The sequence below is a fragment of the Rhizomonospora bruguierae genome (assembly GCF_018397995.1).
GTDB lineage: Bacteria > Actinomycetota > Actinomycetes > Mycobacteriales > Micromonosporaceae > Rhizomonospora > Rhizomonospora bruguierae.
This window is the reverse complement of the sequence record NZ_BBQH01000038.1, coordinates 1-21,769: the sequence shown is the minus strand read 5'-3', so window position 1 is coordinate 21,769 and position 21,769 is coordinate 1. Positions and strand designations below refer to the sequence as shown.

Annotated in this window: 24 protein-coding genes and 2 pseudogenes; 15 read left to right on the top strand and 11 right to left on the bottom strand. The window is 74.2% G+C overall.

Features of this window, described 5'->3' with window-relative positions; all coding sequences use genetic code 11:
• Positions 1-167 precede the first annotated feature (167 nt).
• Together clpS and KJS59_RS20020 are read left to right on the top strand one after the other, a co-directional pair.
• Positions 168-458 (top strand): ATP-dependent Clp protease adapter ClpS, encoded by a 291-nt coding sequence (clpS, locus tag KJS59_RS20025; RefSeq protein WP_213454472.1) that lies wholly within the window; start codon positions 168-170, stop codon positions 456-458.
• Positions 459-460: 2 nt separating this feature from the next.
• Positions 461-955, top strand: coding sequence for a DUF2017 domain-containing protein (locus tag KJS59_RS20020; protein ID WP_213454508.1), 495 nt, complete (start codon positions 461-463; stop codon positions 953-955).
• A gap of 34 nt (positions 956-989) precedes the next feature.
• Here KJS59_RS20020 and KJS59_RS20015 read toward each other — a convergent pair whose 3' ends face one another.
• Positions 990-1,844, bottom strand: a complete 855-nt coding sequence (locus tag KJS59_RS20015) for an aldo/keto reductase (protein ID WP_213454471.1) — start codon at positions 1,842-1,844, stop codon at positions 990-992.
• Positions 1,845-1,870: 26 nt separating this feature from the next.
• Positions 1,871-2,286 (bottom strand): annotated as a pseudogene (locus KJS59_RS32505) (response regulator transcription factor).
• Between KJS59_RS32505 and KJS59_RS31315 the strand changes: the two are divergent.
• The 4 genes from KJS59_RS31315 (at position 2,222) to KJS59_RS19990 (ending at position 4,539) form a co-directional block, all read left to right on the top strand.
• Complete coding sequence (locus tag KJS59_RS31315; RefSeq protein WP_306345182.1) at positions 2,222-2,818, top strand: S-adenosylmethionine:tRNA ribosyltransferase-isomerase; 597 nt, start codon at positions 2,222-2,224, stop codon at positions 2,816-2,818. The pseudogene KJS59_RS32505 and the gene KJS59_RS31315 overlap by 65 nt on opposite strands.
• Entirely contained in the window at positions 2,707-3,183 is a 477-nt protein-coding gene (locus tag KJS59_RS20000; RefSeq protein ID WP_249714527.1) for a Mov34/MPN/PAD-1 family protein, read from the top strand. Before KJS59_RS31315 ends, KJS59_RS20000 begins: the two co-directional genes overlap by 112 nt.
• A 63-nt stretch (positions 3,184-3,246) precedes the next feature.
• Entirely contained in the window at positions 3,247-3,561 is a 315-nt protein-coding gene (locus KJS59_RS19995) for a MoaD family protein (RefSeq protein WP_213454469.1), read from the top strand.
• Positions 3,562-3,573: 12 nt separating this feature from the next.
• Entirely contained in the window at positions 3,574-4,539 is a 966-nt protein-coding gene (locus KJS59_RS19990) for a PLP-dependent cysteine synthase family protein (RefSeq protein WP_213454468.1), read from the top strand.
• A gap of 45 nt (positions 4,540-4,584) precedes the next feature.
• Here KJS59_RS19990 and KJS59_RS19985 read toward each other — a convergent pair whose 3' ends face one another.
• Positions 4,585-5,124, bottom strand: coding sequence for a hypothetical protein (locus KJS59_RS19985; protein WP_213454467.1), 540 nt, complete (start codon positions 5,122-5,124; stop codon positions 4,585-4,587).
• Positions 5,125-5,313: 189 nt separating this feature from the next.
• Here KJS59_RS19985 and murI point away from each other — a divergent pair, with 189 nt between their 5' ends.
• The 8 genes and pseudogenes from murI (at position 5,314) to rdgB (ending at position 11,492) form a co-directional block, all read left to right on the top strand.
• Entirely contained in the window at positions 5,314-6,120 is an 807-nt protein-coding gene (gene murI / locus KJS59_RS19980) for a glutamate racemase (RefSeq protein WP_213454466.1), read from the top strand.
• Positions 6,117-6,863, top strand: coding sequence for an MBL fold metallo-hydrolase (locus KJS59_RS19975; protein WP_213454465.1), 747 nt, complete (start codon positions 6,117-6,119; stop codon positions 6,861-6,863). Before murI ends, KJS59_RS19975 begins: the two co-directional genes overlap by 4 nt.
• A 120-nt stretch (positions 6,864-6,983) precedes the next feature.
• Positions 6,984-8,129: a glycosyltransferase family 4 protein gene (locus KJS59_RS19970; RefSeq protein ID WP_213454464.1), complete on the top strand. Its 1,146-nt coding sequence runs from the start codon at positions 6,984-6,986 to the stop codon at positions 8,127-8,129.
• Positions 8,126-8,605 (top strand): annotated as a pseudogene (locus tag KJS59_RS32310) (glycosyltransferase); the annotation flags it as partial. The gene KJS59_RS19970 and the pseudogene KJS59_RS32310, both read left to right, overlap by 4 nt.
• Before the next feature lie 89 nt (positions 8,606-8,694).
• A complete protein-coding gene (locus KJS59_RS32305) occupies positions 8,695-9,276 on the top strand; it encodes a glycosyltransferase (RefSeq protein WP_376771213.1) in 582 nt (193 codons plus the stop codon).
• The gene (locus KJS59_RS19960) at positions 9,270-10,124 is read left to right on the top strand and encodes an SGNH/GDSL hydrolase family protein (RefSeq protein ID WP_213454463.1); all 855 of its coding nucleotides are present in this window, start codon (positions 9,270-9,272) and stop codon (positions 10,122-10,124) included. The genes KJS59_RS32305 and KJS59_RS19960 overlap by 7 nt, the downstream gene beginning before the upstream one ends.
• Before the next feature lie 10 nt (positions 10,125-10,134).
• Positions 10,135-10,860 carry a ribonuclease PH gene (gene rph, locus KJS59_RS19955; protein ID WP_213454462.1) on the top strand — a complete coding sequence of 242 codons (726 nt, stop codon included), beginning with the start codon at positions 10,135-10,137 and terminating at the stop codon, positions 10,858-10,860.
• A complete protein-coding gene (rdgB, locus tag KJS59_RS19950) occupies positions 10,857-11,492 on the top strand; it encodes an RdgB/HAM1 family non-canonical purine NTP pyrophosphatase (protein ID WP_213454461.1) in 636 nt (211 codons plus the stop codon). The genes rph and rdgB overlap by 4 nt, the downstream gene beginning before the upstream one ends.
• Positions 11,493-11,507: 15 nt before the next feature.
• Here the strand turns inward: rdgB and hutH are convergent, their stop codons facing one another.
• From hutH to KJS59_RS19915, 7 genes are read right to left on the bottom strand one after another with little or no spacing between them, the layout of a single operon-like run.
• A complete protein-coding gene (gene hutH, locus KJS59_RS19945) occupies positions 11,508-13,040 on the bottom strand; it encodes a histidine ammonia-lyase (protein WP_213454460.1) in 1,533 nt (510 codons plus the stop codon).
• Positions 13,037-14,194, bottom strand: a complete 1,158-nt coding sequence (gene hutI, locus KJS59_RS19940) for an imidazolonepropionase (protein ID WP_213454459.1) — start codon at positions 14,192-14,194, stop codon at positions 13,037-13,039. Before hutI ends, hutH begins: the two co-directional genes overlap by 4 nt.
• On the bottom strand, positions 14,191-15,480 hold the full coding sequence (locus tag KJS59_RS19935) for a formimidoylglutamate deiminase (protein ID WP_213454507.1): 1,290 nt from the start codon (positions 15,478-15,480) through the stop codon (positions 14,191-14,193). The genes hutI and KJS59_RS19935 overlap by 4 nt, the downstream gene beginning before the upstream one ends.
• Complete coding sequence (locus KJS59_RS19930) at positions 15,477-16,676, bottom strand: allantoate amidohydrolase (protein ID WP_213454458.1); 1,200 nt, start codon at positions 16,674-16,676, stop codon at positions 15,477-15,479. Before KJS59_RS19930 ends, KJS59_RS19935 begins: the two co-directional genes overlap by 4 nt.
• Entirely contained in the window at positions 16,673-18,328 is a 1,656-nt protein-coding gene (gene hutU / locus KJS59_RS19925; protein WP_213454457.1) for a urocanate hydratase, read from the bottom strand. Before hutU ends, KJS59_RS19930 begins: the two co-directional genes overlap by 4 nt.
• Positions 18,329-18,339: 11 nt before the next feature.
• Positions 18,340-19,173 carry a MurR/RpiR family transcriptional regulator gene (locus KJS59_RS19920; RefSeq protein WP_249714500.1) on the bottom strand — a complete coding sequence of 278 codons (834 nt, stop codon included), beginning with the start codon at positions 19,171-19,173 and terminating at the stop codon, positions 18,340-18,342.
• Positions 19,174-19,201: 28 nt separating this feature from the next.
• On the bottom strand, positions 19,202-20,188 hold the full coding sequence (locus KJS59_RS19915; RefSeq protein ID WP_213454456.1) for a helix-turn-helix transcriptional regulator: 987 nt from the start codon (positions 20,186-20,188) through the stop codon (positions 19,202-19,204).
• A gap of 60 nt (positions 20,189-20,248) precedes the next feature.
• Between KJS59_RS19915 and KJS59_RS19910 the strand changes: the two genes are divergently transcribed.
• Positions 20,249-20,695, top strand: coding sequence for a VOC family protein (locus tag KJS59_RS19910; RefSeq protein WP_213454455.1), 447 nt, complete (start codon positions 20,249-20,251; stop codon positions 20,693-20,695).
• A gap of 317 nt (positions 20,696-21,012) precedes the next feature.
• Here the strand turns inward: KJS59_RS19910 and KJS59_RS19905 are convergent, their stop codons facing one another.
• The gene (locus KJS59_RS19905; protein WP_213454454.1) at positions 21,013-21,660 is read right to left on the bottom strand and encodes an ABC transporter permease; all 648 of its coding nucleotides are present in this window, start codon (positions 21,658-21,660) and stop codon (positions 21,013-21,015) included.
• Positions 21,661-21,769 lie beyond the last annotated feature (109 nt).

Sequence of the window (21,769 nt, the reverse complement as noted above, 5' to 3'; positions counted from 1 at the left end):
CCCGCTTCACGCCGCCGTTGCCGCGCGTACCGCCGCCCGCCGCCCGCGGCTGACCAACGTGGACCCCCGCCGGGGCGGGCGCCCGGCGGGGATCGACCCGGCACCGGTGGCGCCCGATCCCCACGCGGTTTGGCCTGTGCGCCGGGACCGGTGGCAGGATGGGGGGCATGGCTGCCCCGCAGGTCGCACCTGTCGAGACGCCGGACGTCGAGGAGGTCCCCGACGTCGACCGGCCGTGGGTCACCGTCGTGTGGAACGATCCGGTGAACCTCATGTCGTACGTGACCTGGGTCTTCCAGAAGCTGTTCGGCTACAGCAAGGAGAAGGCCGAGAAGTTGATGCTGGACGTGCACCACAAGGGCAAGGCGATCGTCAGCAGCGGCGCCCGGGAGAAGATGGAACACGACGCGTCCCGGCTGCACGCGTACGGCCTGTGGGCGACGGTCGATCAGCCGTGACCATGTTCCGCCGGGACGGCGAGCACTGCGTCGCGCGGTTCGCCGCCGACGAGGTGAAGGTGCTGCGCAAGGTCGCCAACGAGGTGGTCGGCCTGCTCACCGACGGGTTCGACCGGGACGATCCCGTCGTCGGCCGGCTGTTCCCGGACGTTTACCCCGACGACGCGGCCGAGTCGAGCCAGTTCCGCCAGTACACCGAGGGCGACCTGAAGACCGCGAAGATCGACCAGGCGGGCGCGATGCTGGCCGTGCTGCCGGGGGACGCGGGCGGCGAGGTCCGGCTGGACCCGGAATCGGCGGAGGCGTGGCTGCGGGCGCTGAACGACGCCCGGCTGGCGATGGGCATCCGGCTCGACATCGAGGACGGCACCGACCTGGAGGACGAACTCGACGAGGCGGTGCTGCGCGACCCCACGTCCTCCCGGGTCTTCCAGCTCTCCGTGTACGCGTACCTGGGGTATCTCCAGGAGAGCCTGCTCAACGCGATGCTCGACTGACCGTGGGCGCCCCGGCGGGCGCCCACGGCGGGGATCAGTCGAGGCTCGCCAGCTCCTCGGGCGAGAGCGCCAGCTCCACCGCCCGCACGGAATCCCGGATCGTCTCCGGCCGGCTGGAACCGGGGATCGGGATGACCACCGGCGACTTCGCCAGCATCCAGGCCAGGCAGACCTGCTGCGGGCTCACCCCGTGCGCCCCGGCGACCCGGGCGAACGCGCCGGCCCTGCCGCCGAGCCGGTCCGCGTTGCCGATGCCGCCGAGCGGCGACCAGGGCAGGAACGCGATGCCCAGTTCGGCGCAGAGCCGCAGCTCCGGCTCCGAGCTGCGGAACGCGGGGGAGAACTGGTTCTGCACCGACACCAGCCGGCCGCCGAGGATCTCGTTCGCGAGCCGGATCTGCTCCGGGTTCGCGTTCGAGACGCCCGCCATCCGGATCTTGCCGGCGTCCAGCAGCTCCCGGATGGCGCCGATCGCGTCCTCGTAGGGCACGTTCGGGTCCGGCCGGTGGTGCTGGTACAGGCCGATGGCCTCGACGCCGAGCCGCTTGAGCGACGCCTCGCACGCCGCCCGGAGGTACTCGGGGCGGCTGTCGCGCGTCCACGAACCGTTGCCCGGGCGCTTGTGCCCACCCTTCGTGGCGACCAGCACGGTCGAGGTGTCGCCGGGGTAGCTGGCCAGGGCCTGGGCGATCAGCGTCTCGTTGTGCCCCACGTCGTCCGGGTACAGGTGGTACGCGTCCGCGGTGTCGATCAGCGTGACACCCGATTCCAGGGCGGCGTGGATGGTGCGGATGGAGCGCTCCTCGTCCGGGCGGCCCTCGATCGACATCGGCATGCCGCCGAGCCCGATCGCGCTCACCGGGAAATCACCGATACGGCGCTGTTGCATGGTGAACCTCCTTCACCACCAGCCTTTCACGCCTCCTGGTCGCCGTGCCGCACCGCGTAGCGGGCGGCCTGGGTGCGGTCCGACACGGCGAGCTTGGCGAGGATGCTCGACACGTGCGTCTTGACGGTCTTCTCGGACAGGCGCAGGGCGCGCGCGATCTCCCGGTTCGACCGGCCCCGGGCGATCTCGCCCAGCACGTCCCGCTCGCGGGGGTCAGCTGGGTCAGCCGCTGCGGCCCCGGCTCGCCCGCGGCGAGGGCGGCCGTGACGTCGGGCGGGAGCACGACGTGCCCCGGGTCCAGCAGGACCACGTCCGGGCGCAGCTTCGCCACCGCGGCGACGGTCGCCGTGCTGTCACCGGCCTCGCCGACCACCGCGATGTCCCCCTGGACCTCCAGGAAGGTGTGCAGCCCCCGGCGGACCACCGCGTGGTCGTCAGCGATGTACCCGGAGCGCTACTTCGTCCCGGCCACCACCGCCCGCCTGGTGAACCAGGCCCGCGCCGCCGGGGGACGGATCATCGCGGCCGGAACGACCGCCGTGCGCGCCCTGGAGACCGCCGCCGCAGCCGATGGCACCCTCGCCCCGGCCGCCGGCTGGACCGACCTGGTGGTCACCCCGGCACGCGGCGTGCGCGCCGTGGACGGCCTGCTCACCGGTTTTCATGAGCCGCGCGCCTCGCACCTGCTGATGCTCACCGCGATCGCCGGCACCGGCCTGCTCGCCGCCTGCTACCGGGAGGCCCTGGACGGCGGGTACCTGTGGCATGAATTCGCCGGGCGTGAACCTCATCGTCCCGTGAGGCGGGACACGGTGTTCCACTCCGGCGCGGGTCCGACGGTATCCTGGTGGCCGTGCTCAGCATCAGCCAGGCGATCCTCGACGGCATCGTGGCGCACGCCCGCCGGGACCACCCGGATGAGGCGTGCGGCGTCGTCACGGGTCCGATCGGCGCCGACGAGCCCACCCGGCTGATCGAGATGCAGAACGCCGCCCGGTCGATGACGTTCTACGAGTTCGACTCGATGGAGTATCTCAAGGTCTGGCGCGAGATGGACGACCGGGACGAGGAGCCCGTGGTCATCTACCACTCGCACACCGCGACCGAGGCGTACCCGTCCCGCACCGACGTCTCCTTCGCCGGTTGGCCCGAGGCGCATTACCTGCTGGTGTCCACCCGCGACCCGGAGACCACCGAGATCCGCTCGTACCGCATCGTGGACGGTGTGGTGACGGAGGAGCCGGTCCGCATCGTGGATGCCAAGGTGGACCCCATGGCCGTGCAGTCGTACATGTTCGGGCAGAGCCCGACGACGGTCGATTACGAGTGTCGTAGCTGACCCCGGTCCCCCCGTCGTCCCCCGTTCCCTGGCTCTGCGAAATCCGAAGGAGTACCCGTCACCATGGCTATCGAAGTACGCATCCCCACGATCCTGCGCTCCTACACCGGCGGCTCGAAGACCGTCGACGGCGCCGGTGACTCGCTCGGCGGTCTGCTCAGCGACCTCGACGGCAAGTATCCGGGCCTGCGTGGCCGCCTGGTCACCGAGGAGGGTGGCCTGCACCGCTTCGTGAACGTCTACGTCAACGACGAGGACGTGCGGTTCCTCGGCTCGCTGGAGGCCAAGCTGTCCGACGGTGACACCGTCACGATCCTGCCGGCGGTGGCCGGCGGCGCGTTCGGCTTCGCCGCCCTGGCCGCGCTCGCCGGGCGTTGACGGGGGGCCGGGATGGCCCGCTACGAGAACCTCCTGGACGCCGGCGGGGACACCCCGCTGGTCGGCCTGCCACGGCTGTCGCCGGTGGTGCCCGCCGGGGCGCCGCCGGTGCGGCTGTGGGCCAAGCTGGAGGACCGCAACCCGACCGGCTCGGTCAAGGACCGCGCCGCCATGTTCATGGTCCGCTCCGCCGAGGCGGCCGGCCGACTCCGCCCCGGTGCCACGATCCTGGAACCCACCAGCGGCAACACCGGCATCTCCCTGGCCATGGTCGCCAAGCTGCGCGGGTACCGGCTGGTCTGCGTGATGCCGGAGAACGTCTCGGCCGAACGGGTCCAACTGCTGCGCATGTACGGCGCGGAGATCATCTTCTCGCCCGCCGCCGGCGGCTCCAACCAGGCCGTCGCCACCGCCAAGCAGATCGCCGCCGAACACCCCGACTGGGTCATGCTCTTCCAGTACGGCAACGAGGCGAACGCCCGGGCCCACTACGAGACCACCGGCCCCGAACTCCTGCGCGACCTGCCCACCGTCACGCACTTCGTGGCCGGGCTCGGCACCACCGGCACCCTCATGGGCACCGGCCGGTACCTGCGCGAAAAGGTGGAGAACATCGACATCATCGCGGCCGAACCCCGGTACGGCGAGCTGGTGTACGGCCTGCGCAACATCGACGAGGGCTACGTCCCCGAGCTGTACGACGGGTCGGTGCTGACCCGCCGCTTCTCGGTCGGCACCCGGGACGCGGTGCTGCGCACCCGCCAGCTCATCGAGGTCGAGGGCCTGTTCGTGGGCTTCTCCACCGGTGCCGTCCTGCACGCCGCCCTCGCCGTCGCCCACGAGGCGGCCAAGGCGGGCCGGCGCGCGGACGTGGCGTTCCTGGTCGCCGACGCCGGCTGGAAGTACCTCTCCACCGGCGCCTACGGCGGCACCCTCGCCGAGGCCGAAGAGGCCCTCGAAGGCCAGCTCTGGGCCTGACCCGCGGGCCGATCCCGCACGCCGGGCCGCCGACCGGTCACCGGGTCAGGCGGCGGAGGCGAGGGCGATGGTGAGGGCGAGCATGGCCGTGGCCGCGGCGAGCATGAGCCAGGGCAGGCGGCGGCGGTGGACGGCCATGAAGGCGCCCGCGGCCAGGCCGATGCCGACCAGGCCGGCCGAGACGACGGCGGGCTGGAACCACCAGGCGGCGGTGTCGGCGATGATGGTGAACATGGCGTTGACGGCGACCGCGAGCCCGACCACGCCGAGTGCGGTGGCCCAGGCGCACATGCCGAGCAGGCGGTGCGGATGCGGCGCGGGGTCGTGGATGCCGGGAAGGCGGAGCATGGCGTACGGGCGTTGGCCCGGGGTGAGGCCGCCCGTCCCGGCGCTCCGCCCGGCGCCGGTGTCGCCCGCGGCGCCGGCCAGGCCGGCAGCGGATGGTGAATCGGCAGTGGAGTCCGCCCGTCCGCCGGTCGTGGTACGGGCCATGGGGACGAGGTGGGGAGCGTCGTCCAGATCGACGTCGATGTCGGAGTCGAGGTGCTCGACCGGGTCGTATGTTCCGGTCGCTCGCGTGGCCACGTGGTCTCACCGTCCTGGGTCGCCCGCCGGTTCCGGCGCGGTCCTGTCACCGAGTGCAACGCGCTGGTCTCGCTACGCGTAACGCGCGCGCCGGGGGGTGTACCGTGTCGGGTGGGGTGCGTGTCACCTTGGCGACATCTGTCCGGAGACGTATTAGTCCGACCGATCGTTCGGCGTAGGCTGCGCACCGTGACGGACGCGCCGGTGGGCATCTTCGATTCGGGGGTCGGTGGACTCACCGTCGCGCGGGCGATCCTCGACCAGTTGCCGAACGAGCAGGTGCTCTACCTGGGCGACACCGCCCACGTGCCGTACGGGCCGAAGCCGCTGGCGGACGTGCGCCGGTACACGCTCGCGGGACTGGACTCGCTGGCGGAGCAGGGCGCGAAGGTGCTCGTGATCGCCTGCAACTCCGCGACGGCCGCGTGTTTGCACGACGCGCGGGAGCGGTACCGGGTCCCGGTGGTGGAGGTGATCCGTCCGGCGGTGCGGCGGGCCGCCGCGGCGACCCGCAACGGACGCGTCGGGGTCATCGGTACGCCGGTCACCATCGCCAGCCGGGTCTACGAGGACGCCTTCGCCGCCGCGCCGGACGTGGCGGTGACCGGTGTCGCCTGCCCGCAGTTCGTGGACTTCGTGGAGCGCGGCATCACCACCGGCCGGGCGCTGCTGGGGCTGGCCAGCGCGTACCTGGAGCCGTTGCAGCGGGCCGGCGTGGACACGCTGGTGCTCGGGTGCACCCACTACCCGCTGCTGGCCGGCCTGATCGGGGTGGTGATGGGTGATGGCGTCACGCTGGTGTCCAGCGCGGACGAGACCGCCAAGGAGGTCTACCGGGTACTGACCGGCGAGAACCTGGTCCGCCCGGATGATGCCCCGCCGCCGGTGCACCGGTTCCTGGCGACCGGCGACGCCGCGCCGTTCACCCGGCTGGCCCAGCGGTTCCTGGGCGCCGACATCCTCCGTGGGGCCACCAGCGCCGGGGTCGCGGGATGAGGCTGACGGTCCTCGGCTGCGCCGGGAGCTTCCCCGGGCCCGAGTCCGCGTGCTCGTCGTACCTGGTGGAGGAGGACGGCTTCCGGCTGCTGGTCGACTTCGGCACGGGTGCGCTGAGCGCGTTACAGCGGTACGCGAGCCTCAAGTCGGTGGACGCGATCCTGCTGACCCACCTGCACTGCGACCACATGCAGGACGCCTGCTCCTATGTGGTGGTTCGCCGGTACGCGCCGGACGGCCCCTACCCGCCGGTGCCGGTGTACGCGCCGTCGGGCGCCCCGGACCGGCTCGCCACCGCGTACAGCCCGGACGACGGCCCGCTGGACGACGTGTACACGTTCTACGGCTTACAGCCGGGGACGTTCCCCATCGGGCCCTTCACCGTCACCGTCGACCGGGTGAACCACCCGGTCGAAACGTACGGGGTCCGGCTGGAGGCCGCCGGCCGGGTGCTGGCCTACTCGGCGGACACGGCGCCGTGCGACGCGCTGCTGCGGCTCGCGCACGGCGCCGACGTGTTCCTGTGTGAGGCGGCGTACATGGACGGCGAGGACAACCCGCCGGATCTGCACATGACCGGCCGGGAGGCGGGTGAGGCGGCGACCAAGGCGGGAGTGGGTCGGCTGTTGTTGACCCACCTGGTTCCCGCGTGGGGCAGCGAGGCGCTGACCTACGAGGCCGCCGCCGCGGCGTACGCCGGATATGTCGAGATCGTCCGCCCCGGTGCCCGCTACGACATCTGACAGAGATCCCCGCCGATCCGGGCGCGTGGGTAGATCTTGAACTGTAACTTTGCGGTGGAGTTCGCCCGTAGTAAACACGGGCGACGCCTGGTGCACCGGCCGCAGTCGGACCGTGGGCGCATGCGTATCGCGATCATCACGGAGTCGTTCCCGCCGGACGTCAACGGCGTGGCCAACTCCGTCGCCCGGGTCGCCGAGCACCTGGTCCGGCGCGGGCACGACCCGATGGTCATCGCGCCGGCGCCGTCCGCCGCCGCCCGCGCCGTCGCGGGCAACCATCCGTTTCCGGTACGCCGGGTGCCGAGCGTACCCATGCCGCGGTACCGGTCGTTCCGGCTGGGCCTGCCGGTGCCCCGGCTCGCCGATGCGCTCGCCGAGCACCGCCCCGACATCGTGCATCTGGCCAGCCCGTTCCTGCTCGGCGCCCGGGGCGTGGCGCTGGCCGGGCAGCGCGACATCCCCGCCGTGGCCGTGTACCAGACCGACGTGGCCGGGTACGCCCGCGCGTACCGCCTGGGCTGGGGCGAGGCGACCGCCTGGCGCTGGCTGCGGACGATCCACAACGCGGCGGACCGCACCCTCGCGCCGTCCAGCACGGCGGCCTCGACGCTGGTCGCGAACGGGATCCAGCGGGTGTGGCTGTGGCGGCGCGGGGTGGACGCGGCGCGCTTCGACCCGAGCCGGCGGCACGGGGGAGTCCGCCGCCTGCTGGCCCCGAACGGCGAGGTGATCGTCGGGTACGTGGGCCGCCTCGCCGTCGAGAAGGAACTGGACCTGCTCGCCCACACCTGCCGGCTGCCCGGCGTGCGCGTGGTGATCGTGGGTGGCGGGCCGGCGCGGCGGCACCTGGAGCGGACCCTGCCCGGCGCGATCTTCGTCGGTCAGCGGCACGGCGACCAGTTGGCCCGGCTCTACGCGAGCCTGGACATCTTCGTGCACCCCGGCCGGTTCGAGACGTTCGGGCAGACCGTGCAGGAGGCGCTGGCCAGCGGCGTACCGGTGGTGGCGCCGGCCGCGGGCGGGCCCACCGACCTGGTGCGGCCGGGCCGCACCGGCATCCTGGTGGAGCCGGGCGACGGCGTGGCGCTGGCCGAGGCGGTCGCCGGGTTGGCCGGCGACCCGCAGCGGCGGGCCGCGTACGGGTCCGCGGCGCGCGCCGAGGTGGCCGCGCGAACCTGGGCGGTGGTGGGCGACGAACTGATCGCGCACTACGCGGCGGTGCTGGCGGGTCCGGGCGTGCCCACCCCGATCCCCATCGCGGCATGAGAATCGTCCGGCTGGCGAACTTCGTGACGGCCCGCTCCGGCGGGCTGCGCACGGCGCTGCGCTGCCTCGGATCCCGTTACCGGGAGCGGGGGCACGAACCGGTGCTGATCGTGCCGGGCGCCCGCGCCGCCGACGAGGTGACCGAGCAGGGGCGGGTCATCACGCTTCCCGGGCCGGCGCTGCCCGGCACCGGCGGGTACCGGGTGCTGCTGAACCGCCGCAAGGTCGCCGCCCTGCTGGACGCGCTGGAGCCGGACCGGCTGGAGGTCTCCGACCGGGCCACCCTGCGCTGGACCGGCGGCTGGGCCCGCTCGGCGGGCGTGCCGGCGGCGATGGTCTCCCACGAGAGCCTGGCCGGCCTGCTGGGCGTCTGGGGCACGCCGCCGCCGCTGCGGGACCGCCTCGCCGACCGGCTGAACGGGCGCACGGCCGCCGCGTACGACCGGATCATCTGCACGACGGGCTGGGCCGCCGCCGAGTTCCGCCGGATCGGCGTCACCAACCTGGTGGAGGTCCCGCTCGGGGTGGACCTGGACACCTTCCACCCGGGCCGGCGCGACCCGAGGTGCGCGCCCGGTACGCCACGCCGGACGAGGTGCTGGTGGTGCTGTGCAGTCGGCTGTCCGGCGAGAAGCGCCTCGAGCTGGCCGTGGACGCCGTGGCGGCGCTGCGTGCGGCCGGGGTGCCGGCGGTGCTGCTGGTGGTCGGCGACGGTCCCCGCCGCTCCGCCCTCGCCTACCGGGCCGCCCGGCTGCCGGTCCGGTTCGCCGGGTTCGTGCCCGACCGGGCGGCCGTCGCCGCCCTGCTCGCCTGCGCCGACGTGGCGGTCGCGCCGGGTCCCGTGGAGACCTTCGGGTTGGCCGCGCTGGAGGCGCTGGCCTGCGGTACGCCGGTGGTCGTGAACGCGGCGAGCGCGCTTCCGGAGGTGGTCGGCGACGCGGGCCTCGCCGCGCCCGGCACCGGTGCCGACCTGGCGGACGCGGTCCGCGCCCTGCTGGACCGCCCGGCCGCCGACCGCCGCGCCGCCGCCCGCCGCCGCGCCGAGCGGTACGGCTGGGACGCCGCCGCCGACGGCTTCCTGCACGCCCTGGACGCGCCGCCTTCGAGCGCCCCTTCGAGCGCCCCGCCGGGAGCGGCGCCGTGCTGACGTTCGTGGCGCTGGGGGACTCCACCACCGAGGGGTACGGCGACCGGATGCCGGACGGCACCTGGCGGGGCTGGGCCGCGCTGCTCGCGGACTCCCTGCCGGCCCGGCTGCACAACCTGGCCCGCAGCGGCGCGCTCGCCGCCGACGTGGCGGAGCGGCAACTGCCCACCGCCCTGGCGCACCGGCCGGACCTGGCCGCCGTGCTGGTCGGGGTCAACGACACCCTGCGGCACCCGTTCGACGTGGCCGCCGTCGGCGCCGCCATCGACCGCACCGTGGGCGCACTGCGGTCCGCCGGCGCGGCCGTGCTCACCGGTTGCCTGCCCGACCCGGGCCGCATGCTGCGCCTGCCCGCCGCGCTGGCCCGCCCGCTCGCCCGCCGCATCCGTGCGGTCAACGCGCTCACCCACGCGGTCGCCGCCCGGCACGGCGCCCTGCACCTGCACATCCCGCACCTGCCGTCCGCGTACGACAGTCACATGTGGAGCGTGGACCGGCTGCACCCCGGCGAGCGCGGGCACCGCCTGCTCGCCGGCGGGTACTACGACCTGCTGCGAGCCGCCGGCCTGGCCACCGGCGCCCGCCCGCGGCCCGAGCCGGTCAACGCGCCGCCCACCCTCGGGGCGAGCGCCTGGTGGATGGCGACGCGGGGGACCAGGTGGGTGGTCGACCGCTCCACCGACCTGGTGCCGTACCTCACCTGGATGGCCGCCGCCGAATGGTGGTACGGCCTGCGCGGTGCCGCGCACCGGCTGGACGAGCGGATCCAGGCCGAGATCGGGGCCGCGCTGGACCGGCTGGACGGCCCGGCGGACGCCGGGTCCGCGCTGGAACGGGCGGCGTTCTAGGCTGGCGGGCATGGCGCGACCCGACGGGCGCGAGCCCGCCCAGCTACGACCCGTGACCCTGACCCGGCAGTGGAGCAGCAACCCCGAGGGCTCCGTGCTCGTCGAGTTCGGCGCGACCCGGGTGCTCTGCACCGCCAGCGTGACCGAGGGCGTGCCCCGCTGGCGCAAGGGCTCCGGGCTGGGCTGGGTCACCGCCGAGTACGCGATGCTGCCGCGGGCCACCACCACCCGGTCCGACCGGGAGAGCGTCAAGGGCCGGGTGGGCGGCCGTACCCACGAGATCTCCCGGCTGGTCGGGCGCAGCCTGCGCGCCTGCGTCGACCTCAAGGCCCTCGGCGAGCACTCCGTCGTGCTCGACTGCGACGTGCTCCAGGCCGACGGCGGCACCCGCACCGCCGCGATCACTGGCGCCTACGTCGCGCTGTACGACGCGGTCCGCTGGATGCACGGCAAGCGCCTGCTCCCCGGCACCCCTGAACTGGTCATGCACCGCTCGGTCTCGGCGGTCAGCGTCGGCATCATCGACGGCGAACCCCGCCTCGACCTGTGCTACCTGGAGGACGTGGCCGCCGAGGTGGACATGAACGTCGTGTGCACCGGTACCGGCGAGTTCGTCGAGGTGCAGGGCACCGGCGAGGCCAACGTCTTCGCCCGCGACCAGCTCGACGCCCTGCTCGACCTCGGCGTGGCCGGCTGCGCCGAGCTGGCCCGCGCCCAGCGCGAGGCGCTCGGATGAGTACCCGGGTCCTGGTCGCCAGCCACAACGCCAAGAAGCTCGCGGAGCTCCAGCGCATCCTGGACGCGGCCCTCGGCGGCACCGCCGTCGAACTGGTCGACCTCGGCGCCGTCCCCGAGTACCCCGAGGTCCCCGAGACCGGCCTCACCTTCGCCGAGAACGCCCTGCTCAAGGCCCGCGAGGGGTACCGGCGCACCGGCCTGCCCACGGTCGCCGACGACTCCGGGCTGGCGGTGGACGCGCTCAGCGGGATGCCGGGCGTGTTCAGCGCCCGCTGGTCCGGCCGCCGCGGCGACGACCGGGCCGCCATCGACGGCGCAAACCTCGACCTGGTCCTGGCGCAGATCGCCGACCTGCCGGACGAGCACCGCGGCGCCGCGTTCGTGTGCGCCGCCGCACTGGTCGGTCCGGGCGGCCGGGAGCACCTGGTCGAAGGCCGGCAGCCCGGCCGGCTGCTGCGTGCGCCGCGCGGCACGGGCGGCTTCGGCTACGACCCGATCTTCGTGGCGGACGGCCTGGACCGCACCAACGCCGAGCTGACCCCGGCGGAGAAGGATGCGATCAGCCACCGCGGCAAGGCCTTCCGTGTGCTGGCGAAGGTCATCGCGAAGGAGTTCAAACTCGCCCCCTGACCCGCGGGCCGGGGGTCAGGTCAGGGGGGTGCCGGCTTCGATGGCGGCGCGCAGATCCGGGCCGGCGATCAGCGCCCGCGCGGTATCCAGCACGGGGGCCAGGAAGATGTCCGGGCCGGGTGGCCCGGCGAATTCGGCGACCATCGACACCGCCGCCTGCCCGGCCGGCGACGGCGCGAGGGGGGCGCGCAGTTGCAGGCCGCGGACGGCGGCGAGCAGTTCCACCGCGAGCAGGCTGGTCAGGTTGTCCAGCACGGTGCGCAGCTTCCTGGTCGCCGCCCAGCCCATGCTGACATGGTCCTCCTGCATGCCGCTGGTGGGCAGGGAGTCGACGCTGGCCGGGGCGGCGAGGCGGCGGTTCTCCGCGACGATGCCGGCGGCGGTGTACTGGGCGATCATGAGGCCGCTGTTGACCCCCGGATCGGGGGTGAGGAAGGCGGGCAGGTCGCGGGAGCGGCACACGTCGAGGAGGCGGTCGACGCGGCGTTCGGCGATCGCGCCCACCTCGGCGGTGGCGATGGCCAGGTAGTCGGCGGCGAAGCCGAGCGGGGCACCGTGGAAGTTGCCGGTGGACTCGACGCGGCCGTCGGGGAGGACGACCGGGTTGTCCACCACGGAGGCCAGTTCGCGGGCCGCCACGTCCGCGGCGAACGCGAGCGTGTCCCGGGCGGCCCCGGCGACCTGCGGCGCGCAGCGGATCGAGTACGCGTCCTGGACGGCGTGGGCCAGGTCGTGGCGGTGCGACTCCATGATCGCGGAGCCCTGGAGCAGCCGGTAGATGTTGGCGGCGGAGACGGCCTGGCCCGGGTGCGGGCGGATGGCGTGCAGTTCGGGCTGGAACGGGCGGTCGGAGCCGAGCATCGCCTCGGTGGACAGCGCGGCGGTCACGTCCGCCATGGTGAACAGGTGCGCCGCGTCGTGCAGGGCGAGCAGCAGCATGCCGAGCATGCCGTCGGTGCCGTTGATGAGGGCGAGGCCCTCCTTGGCGGCCAGGTCGACGGGGCGCAGGCCGGCGCGGGCCAGCGCCTCCGCCGCGGCGACGCGGTCGCCGTCCTTGCCGAGGACCCAGCCCTCGCCGAGCAGGACCAGCGCGCAGTGGGCGAGCGGGGCCAGGTCGCCGGAGGCGCCGAGCGAGCCGTGCTCGGGCACCCACGGGGTGACGTCGTGGTTGAGCAGGTCGACCAGCGCCTCGGCGAGGAGCGGGCGGACGCCGGAGCGGCCGTAGGCGAGCGAGCGGACGCGCAGCAGCAGCATGGCGCGCACCACCTCGCGGGGCATCGGCGCGCCGATCCCGGCGGCGTGGGAGCGGATCAGTGCGTGTTGCAGTTCGGCGCGGCGCTCCGGCGCGATGGAGGTGTTGGCGAGCGCGCCGAAGCCGGTGGAGACGCCGTAGACGGGGCGACCCGACCGCTCGATCTCGTCCACTATGGAGCGACTGGTGGCCATGGCGCGCAGGGTTTCGGGGGCGAGGGCGACGGCGGCGCCGCCACGGGCGACGGCGAGCACGTCGGCGGGGACGATGCCACTGGGTGGGATGGTGACGGTCATGCCAGCACTCCGTTGTGCAGAACTTCACTGATCAGGGGAGCGCCCGGCCGGTAGGCCAGGTGCAGGTGGGTGGGCGCGTCGAGCAGCGCCAGGTCGGCGCGGGCGCCGGGGCGCAGCACGCCGACGTCGGTGCGGCGCAGCGCCCGCGCGCCGCCGGCCGTCGCGGCCCAGAGGGCCTGCGCCGGGGTCATGCGCATCTCGCGTACCGCCAGAGCCACGCACAGCGGCATCGACGTCGTGTACGAGGTGCCCGGGTTGCAGTCGGTGGCCAGCGCGACCGTGGCCCCGGCGTCGAGCAGGCGACGCGCGTCCGGGTACGGGGAGCGGGTGGAGAACTCGGCGCCGGGTAGCAGCGTGGCGACGGTCTGCGAACCCGCGAGCGCGGCCACGTCCTCGTCGGTGAGGTGGGTGCAGTGGTCGGCGCTGGCCGCGCCCAGCTCCACGGCGAGCCGCACACCCGGCCCGGGGCCGAGCTGGTTGGCGTGCACCCGCAGGCCCAGGCCCGCGGCGCGCCCGGCCTCCAGCACCAGGCGGCTGCCCGCCAGGTCGAACGCACCCCGCTCGCAGAACACGTCGATCCAGCGCGCGTGCGGGGCCGCCGCGGCCAGCATCGGCCCCGCCACCAGGGCCACGTACTCGTCGTACGGGACGCCCTCGGGCACCACGTGGGCGCCCAGGAACGTGGTCTCCCCGGTCAACTCGCCGGCGATCCGCAGACTGCGCTCCTCGTCGGCGACGCTCAGCCCGTACCCACTCTTGATTTCGATGGTGGTGGTGCCCTGCCGCAGCGCCTCCCGGCGCAGGCGCCCGGCGGCGGCGCGCAGATCGGCGTCGCTGGCGGCGCGGGTGGCGGCGACCGTGGTGCGGATGCCGCCGCCGGTGTAGGGCTCGCCGGCCATCCGGGCGGCGAACTCGGCGGCCCGGTCACCCGCGAAGACCAGATGGGAGTGGCTGTCGACGAAACCGGGGACGGCGGCGCGCCCGCCGGCGTCCACCATGGTGTCCGCGGCCGGGGCGCGGGCGGCGGCGCCGATCCAGGCGACGGTGTCTTTCTCGACGACCAGCGCCGCGTCGCGCAGCAGGCCGAGCACCCCCGGCCCAGCCGCCGGATCGTTCGTCACCAACTCACCGATGTTGGTCACCAGCAGGCTCATGTGATGGCCCCGATCGCGGTGGCGAGGGCGTGGGGGACGTCGATGGTGGCGTGCCGGCCGTCGCGGGCGACCACCCGACCGTCCACGATGACCGAACAGATGTCGGCCGCCGTGGCCGCGAAGACGAGCCCCGCCGGGTCGACGCCGGCCGTGCGCGGGGTGTCCATGCGCACCGTGACCAGGTCGGCGCGGGCGCCGACGGCGATGGTGCCGGCGTCGTCCCAGCCGAGCGCGCGGTGGCCGGCGACGGTGGCGGCCCGCACCAGGTCGGCGGCGGTGAACCAGCCGCGCTGCCGGGTGCGCAGGCGCTCGTCCGCCTCCACGGCGCGCGCCTCCTCGAACGGGTCGATGACCGAGTGCCCGTCGCTGCCGAGGCTGAGCGGGCTGCCGGCGTCGAGCAGGTCCCGCGCCGGGCCGATGCCGTCGGCCAGGTCCCGTTCGGTGGTGGGGCACAGGCACGCGCCGGTGCCGCTCTGCCCGAGCAGCGCGATGTCGTGCGGGGTCAGGTGGGTGGCGTGCACGGCGGTCGTGCGCGGACCCAGGGCGCCGCCGTCGTCCAGCACCGCGGCCGGTGTCCGTCCATAGTGGGCAAGGCAGGCGTCGTTCTCCGCCGGCTGCTCGGACAGGTGGACGTGCAGCGGCCCGTCGTACGCCGCGACCGTGGGGACGGCCTCGGCCGGTACCGCGCGGACGGAGTGGATCGCCGCGCCGAGCACCGCGTGCGGGTGCGGGCGGCGGGCATCGGCGCGGGCCGCCCAGGCGTGCACGGAACCGTCCCCGAAGCGCAGTTGCGTGCCGCCCAGCGGCTCGCCCGCCACCGAAGCGGTCAGGTATGCGGTGTCCAGCAGCGTGATCCGAATACCCGCCTCGGCGGCGGCCGCGATCAGGGCCTCGCCCATCGCGTTCGGGTTGTTGTACCGGGCGCCGCCGGCGGCGTGGTGCAGGTAGTGGAACTCCCCGACGCAGGCGATGCCGGCCAGCGCCATTTCGGCGTACACCGCGCGGGCCAGCGTGAAGTACGACTGCGGGTCCAGCCGGTCCGCGACCGCGTACATGGCGTCCCGCCAGGTCCAGAAGCTGCCCCGGTCGGCGTGGGTGCGCCCGCGCAGCGCGCGGTGGAACGCGTGCGAGTGCGCGTTGGCGAATCCGGGCAGGGTGAGGCCGGGCAGCGGCACGCCCGGCTCCCCCCGCCACACCGCCGAGATCCGCCCGTCCGCGATCTCGATGGTCACGTCCGCGACCGGCGCGTCCCCGAGCCAGGCGTACTGGCAGCGGTAGCGGCTCACCGGCATGCCAGGTCCTGGAGGACGTCCGCGAGCGCGGTGACCCCGGCGGCGCAGTCGGCGTCGGTGGCCCGCTCGGCGGGGGCGTGCGAGACCCCGGTCGGGTTGCGGACGAACAGCATCGCGGTGGGCACGTGCGCCGACAGCACGCCCGCGTCGTGCCCGGCGCCGGTGGGCAGGATCGGGGCGCGCAGCAGGGCGGCGACCCGGTCCCGCAGGCCACCGTCGAACTCCACGGCGGGGCTGACGGACTCGGCGGTGACCGCCACGGAGGTGCCGTCCCGGCCGGCGCGCTCGGTCACCTTGGCGGCCACCGCCTCCACCAGCCCGTCCAGCGTCTCGGCCTGCGCGGCGCGGGCGTCCAGCCAGGCGGAGACCGACGGCGGGATCGCGTTCGTGGCGTTGGGTGTGACCTCCACCCGCCCCACCGTGGCGTGCGCCCCGCGCAGCCGGGCCTCCTTGTTCGCCGCCAGGATCGCGTACGAGAGGGTCAGCATCGGGTCGCACCGGTCGGCCATCCGGGTGGTACCCGCGTGGTTGCCCTCGCCGGTGAGGTCCAGCCGCCAGCGGCCGTGCGGCCAGATCGCGCTCGCCACGCCCACCGGCGCGGTGTGCTCGCCGGTGGACAGCAGCCGCCCCTGCTCGACGTGCAGTTCCACGTACGCGTCCACAGCCGGCAGGGAGGGGCCCAGCCGCGCGGGATCGGCCCCCGCCTTGGTGAGCGCGTCGCCGAGGCTGACGCCGTCGCCGTCCCGCAGGGCGAGGGCCCGCTCCGGGGCGAGCGCGCCGGTCATCAGCCGCGAGCCGAGGCAGGCGACGCCGAACCGGGCGCCCTCCTCCTCGGCGAACGCGGCGATACCGATGCGCCCCGCCGGCGCCGCCCCGCGCTCCCGCAGCAGGTCCACGGCGAGGAACGCCGAGACGATCCCCAGTGGGCCGTCGTAGGCGCCGCCGTTGGGCACCGAGTCGAAGTGGCTGCCGGTCAGGACGGCCGGCCCACCGGAGCCCCACCAGGCGATGAGGTTGCCGTTGCCGTCCGCCGCCACGTCCATGCCCCGGTCGGCGGCCTCCTCGGCGAACCACTCGCGGCACGCCAGGTCCGCGTCCGACCAGCCGTACCGGAAGTAGCCGCCGGTGCGCCGGTCCAGCCCGATGGGCAGCAGGCTGGACCACAGCGCCCGGAACCGCTCCGGCGTCATTCGGCACCCTCCCGCATCGGTACCCGCACCCCGTGCTGCTCGGCCACCGTCTCGGCCAGCTCGTACCCCGCGTCGACGTGCCGGATGACGCCCATGCCCGGGTCGTTGGTGAGCACCCGCTCGATCTTCTGGGCGGCGAGCGGCGACCCGTCCGCCACGGTCACCTGGCCGGCGTGCAGGGACCGCCCGATGCCCACCCCGCCACCGTGGTGAATGGACACCCAGGACGCCCCGCTGGCCGTGTTCACCAGGGCGTTGAGCAGCGGCCAGTCGGCGATCGCGTCCGAGCCGTCGGCCATCGCCTCGGTCTCCCGGTACGGGCTGGCGACGCTGCCGCAGTCCAAATGGTCCCGGCCGATGACCACCGGGGCGGACAGTTCCCCGCTTGCGACCATCTCGTTGAAGCGCAGCCCGGCGCGGTCCCGCTCGCCGTAGCCGAGCCAGCAGATGCGCGCCGGCAGCCCCTGGAACGCCACCCGCTCGCCGGCCAGCCGGATCCACCGGGCCAGTGGCTCGTTGGCCGGGAACAGGTCCAGGATCGCCCGGTCGGTGGCGGCGATGTCGGCCGGGTCGCCGGAGAGCGCGGCCCACCGGAATGGACCCTTGCCCGCGCAGAACAGCGGCCGGATGTACGCGGGGACGAAGCCGGGGAAGGCGAACGCCCGGGGGTACCCGCCGAGCTGGGCCTCGCCGCGGATCGAGTTGCCGTAGTCGAACACCTCGGCACCCGCGTCCAGGAAACCGACCATCGCCTCGACATGCCTGGCCATCGACGCGCGGGCCCGGTCGGTGAACTCCTCGGGCTTCCTGGCGGCGTAGTCCGGCGCGTCGGCCGGGTCCACCCCCTCGGGCAGGTACGAGAGCGGGTCGTGCGCGCTGGTCTGGTCGGTGACGATGTCCACCTCGACGCCCCGGCGCAGCAGTTCCGGCAGGACCGTGGCCGCGTTGCCGACCACCCCGACCGACAGCGCCCGGCGTTGCGCCTTGGCGGCCAGCGCGAGCGCCACCGCCTCGTCCAGGTCCGCCGCGACCATATCCAGGTACCGGGTCTGCACCCGGCGTTCGAGGCGGGCGCGGTCCACGTCCACGATCAGGCAGGCGCCCCCGTTCATCGTGACCGCGAGGGGCTGGGCGCCCCCCATGCCGCCGCAGCCGCCCGTGACCGTGAGCGTGCCGGCCAGCGAACCGCCGAACCGCTTGGCGGCCACCGCCGCGAACGTCTCGTACGTCCCCTGGAGGATGCCCTGCGTGCCGATGTAGATCCACGAGCCGGCGGTCATCTGCCCGTACATGGTCAGGCCGAGCCGTTCCAGGCGGCGGAACTCCGGCCAGGTGGACCACTCGCCGACCAGGTTCGAGTTCGCGATGAGCACCCGGGGCGCCCACTCGTGGGTCCGCATCACCCCGACCGGCCGCCCGGACTGCACGAGCATCGTCTCGTCGTCCTTGAGCGTGCCGAGCGTGCGGACCATGGCGTGGAACGACGGCCAGTCCCGGGCCGCGCGGCCGGTGCCGCCGTAGACGACCAGGTCCTCCGGGCGCTCGGCGACCTGCGGGTCCAGGTTGTTCTGGAGCATCCGCAGGGCGGCCTCCTGCGGCCAGCCGACGGCGGTACGGGTGGTGCCGCGCGGGGCGCGGACGGTCTCGGGCATCTGTCCCCCTTCTACTGGACGAACACCTGGCGGCGGGCGGCGGACCGATCGAACTCCTCCAGCCGGCGCTGCGCCCGGGCCGGTGCCGCGTCGCAGACCGCCTGGAGCAGCACCATCGCGAGCGCCATCGGCGCGGCGTGCAGGTCGAACACCAGCCGCTCGCCGACCGGGGCGGTGAGCGCGATCTCGGCCAGCACGGCCGCCGGCCCGACCGCCGAGTCGGTGATGACGACCGGTCGCATGCCCAGGTCGCGCGCTTCGGCCAGGGCGTCCAGCGCCTCCCGGGGGTACCGGGGGAGCAGCACGGCGAGCAGGGCCGTGGCCCCCGCCGCGCGGGCCTGCGCGAGCCGGTCGCCGAGCAGGCTGCCGCCGGAGTCCAGCACCCGCACGTCGGGGTGCACCTTCGCGGCGAAGTACCCGAAGTACCCGGCGACGGGCGCGCTCGCCCGCACCCCGAGCACCGGCAGCACCGGCGTGCCGGCGAGCAGCGCGCCGGCCTTGTCGACCGGGGCCGGGTCGGCCAGCCGGTCGGCCAGCCGGGCCAGGTTCTCCGCCTCCGCCCGGACCGCCCGCCGGACCTCCGAGTCGCCCTCGGCGCCGGCGTCGCTGTTCCCGCCGGCCGCCAGGTTCCGCAGGCGCCGCCGCAGCCCGGGGTACCCGTCGTAGCCGAGGCTCAGCGCCAGCCGGGTCACCGAGGGCTGGCTCACGCCGGCCAGCTCCGCCACCTCCGCCGCCGACAGGTACCCGGCGGCGGCCGCGTTCTCCACCAGCGTGTGTGCGATGCGGCGCTGGGTAGGCGTCAGCCGCGCCCCCGCGAACAGCTCCACGACCGCAGTGTCATTCACGCACCCGATCTTTGCATAACTTCATTCATCACGGGACCGCCCCCTCGGGTGAACGACCGACCGGCCCGGCCATCGCCGCGACGCGGCAGGCGAGCAGGGTGACGGCCTCCCGCAGTTCCGGGGGCTCCAGGACCCGCGCCTCGAAGCCGAGCCCGGCCACGCGCACGGCGAGATAGTCCAGGTCGTCGCCGCCGACGACCAGCACACACCACCCGTCGCGGTCCTCCTCGATGCGCCCCACCTGGGGCGGTACCCGCTCCCGCACCCGGTCGGACCGGGCGTGCACCCGCACCCGGGCGAGATACCGGTACGGCGCCTCGATCACGGACCGCTGCACGTAGGCGACCGGGTCCGGGTGCTGCCTCGGCCGGAAGCGCCAGGTCGTCGCCGCGACCTCGCGCATCCGGTCCAGCCGGAAGGTGCGCCAGTCGGCGCGGTCGACGTCCCACGCCATGAGGTACCAGCGGCGGCCGGTGGCGACCATCCGCACCGGCTCGACGGTACGCTCGCGCGACCCGCCGTCGCGGCCGGCGTACCGGAACCGCACCCGCACCGCGTCGCGGCACGCCCGGGCGAGCGTCACCAGCAGCTCCGCGTCGATCTGGACGCCGGGGCCGACCAGGGTCTCCGTCGCGTCGTGCAGCGCCCGCACCTCGGCCCGCAGCCGGGGCGGCATCACCTGGTCGAGCTTCGCGAGCGCCCGCAGCGCGGCCTCGCCCGCCCCGGCGACCGTGCCCCCCGAGGCCAGCCGCAGCGAGACGGCCGTCGCGATCGCCTCCTCGTCGTCGAGCAGCAGCGGCGGCAGCCGGGTCCCCGCCCCGAGCTGGTAGCCGCCGCCGACGCCCGCCGCGGCCCGCACCGGGTAGCCGAGCGTGCGCAGCCGCCGCACGTCCCGGCGCACCGAGCGGTCGGTGACGCCCAGTTCGGCGGCGAGTTCGGCGGCGGTCCAGGACGGCCGGCGCTGGAGCAGTGCCAGCAACCGCAGCACCCGTTCGGTGGTCGCCTCGACGGTCACCCGCTCATCGTTTCACGATCGCGGACGGATCCTGTCCGCTATATAGGCGAGGCTGGGGCCATGACGAAGCCGACCCGCGATGTTCAGATCACCTTCGACTGCGCCGACCCCGCCACGCTGGCGGCGTTCTGGGCCGATGCCCTCGGTTACCGGCTCCAGGACCCGCCCGGCGGCTTCGAGTCGTGGGAGCAGGCCCTGGAGGCGATGGGCGTGCCGCCCGAGCGCCGCAACGACGCCTCGGCGGTGGTCGACCCCGGCGGCGCCGGGCCGCGGCTGTTTTTCCAGCGGGTGGCGGAGAACAAGCAGGTCAAGAACCGGGTGCACCTCGACGTGCGGGCCGCCCCGGGGCTGGTGGGCGAGGCGCGGATGGCGGCCCTGGAGGCGGCGGCCGACCGGCTCGTCTCCCGCGGTGCCGCCCGGCTCGGGCGTCATGAGCCCGCTCCTCCGCTCAGTGCCGGGCACATCGTGCTCGCCGACCCGGAGGGCAACGAGTTCTGCCTCGACTGACCGGACCGGAGACGGCGCTGATCGAACAGGCGTACTAGCCTGACGGTGGATCGGCCAGTAGGGTAGTGGTCAAGGGCGACACGCGGTCACAGTGCATGATGTCGCGGCTGCCGTCGTTGAACGATCGGGCAGCACGACAGCGATGAAGCTGGAAAAGCTCGTCTACTACTGCCAGGGTTGGCGCCTCGCTCGTTACGGCTCTCCTGGAACAGCCGGCGGTAGGCGTCAATCACGAAATCGACCGTCATTGGATGCAGTCGGGGCGGCCCGCGAGGTTGGTGACGTAGCCCTTTAGGCAGGCAGGGACCTCCCCGGTGTCACCGGCGCAGGGCTTCGACCGGCTCGATTCGAGCCGCTCGCATGGCCGGGTAGAGTCCGGCGAGCAGGCCGACCAACGTGCCGACGAGTGGCGCGGGTAGCACAGTCGATGGGTGCAGCACCGCAGTCCAGGAATTGGCGACGGCGATGCCCACCACGAGTGCGACGGCGATGCTGGTGCCGATGAGTCCGCCGAGGGTGCCGAGCGCGGCCGACTCGGCGAGGAACTGGGCCGCGATGTGTTGCGGGCGCGCGCCCAGCGATCTGCGCAGGCCGATTTCTCCGGTGCGTTCGATTACGGCGACAAAGGTGGTGTTGGCGATACCGACCGCGCCGATCACGATACTGATTGCGGCGAGCAGTAGAAACAGCGCGTTGAGGTCGCCGCTGACGCTGCCCCGTAGGGCCTGGGGGTCGGGCGGCGCGATCGCGTTGAATCTCTCCGGCGCGTCAGGTCGCAATGCCACAGCCACCTGGTCGGCGACAACCTTTGCTGCGCCAAGGCGAGTTTCGATCAACATCTTGGCGGGCGAGCTGATCGGCGGCCCGTACGCGGCGAGCGCTGTCGTGGACGGTATGACGACGCCGAGCAGCAGCTCCGGCTGCCGGTACGTATTCAGCTTGAGGCAACCGTTTGAGGCAGCCACGGGCCAGTGTTGAACAGCTGTTTGAGTACGTCGAGGGTGTCCTTGCCGTGTTTGGCGGCGGTGGGCAGGTAGGAACGCGGGGTGGCGAAGTCGGCGAGTCTTTGCGGGG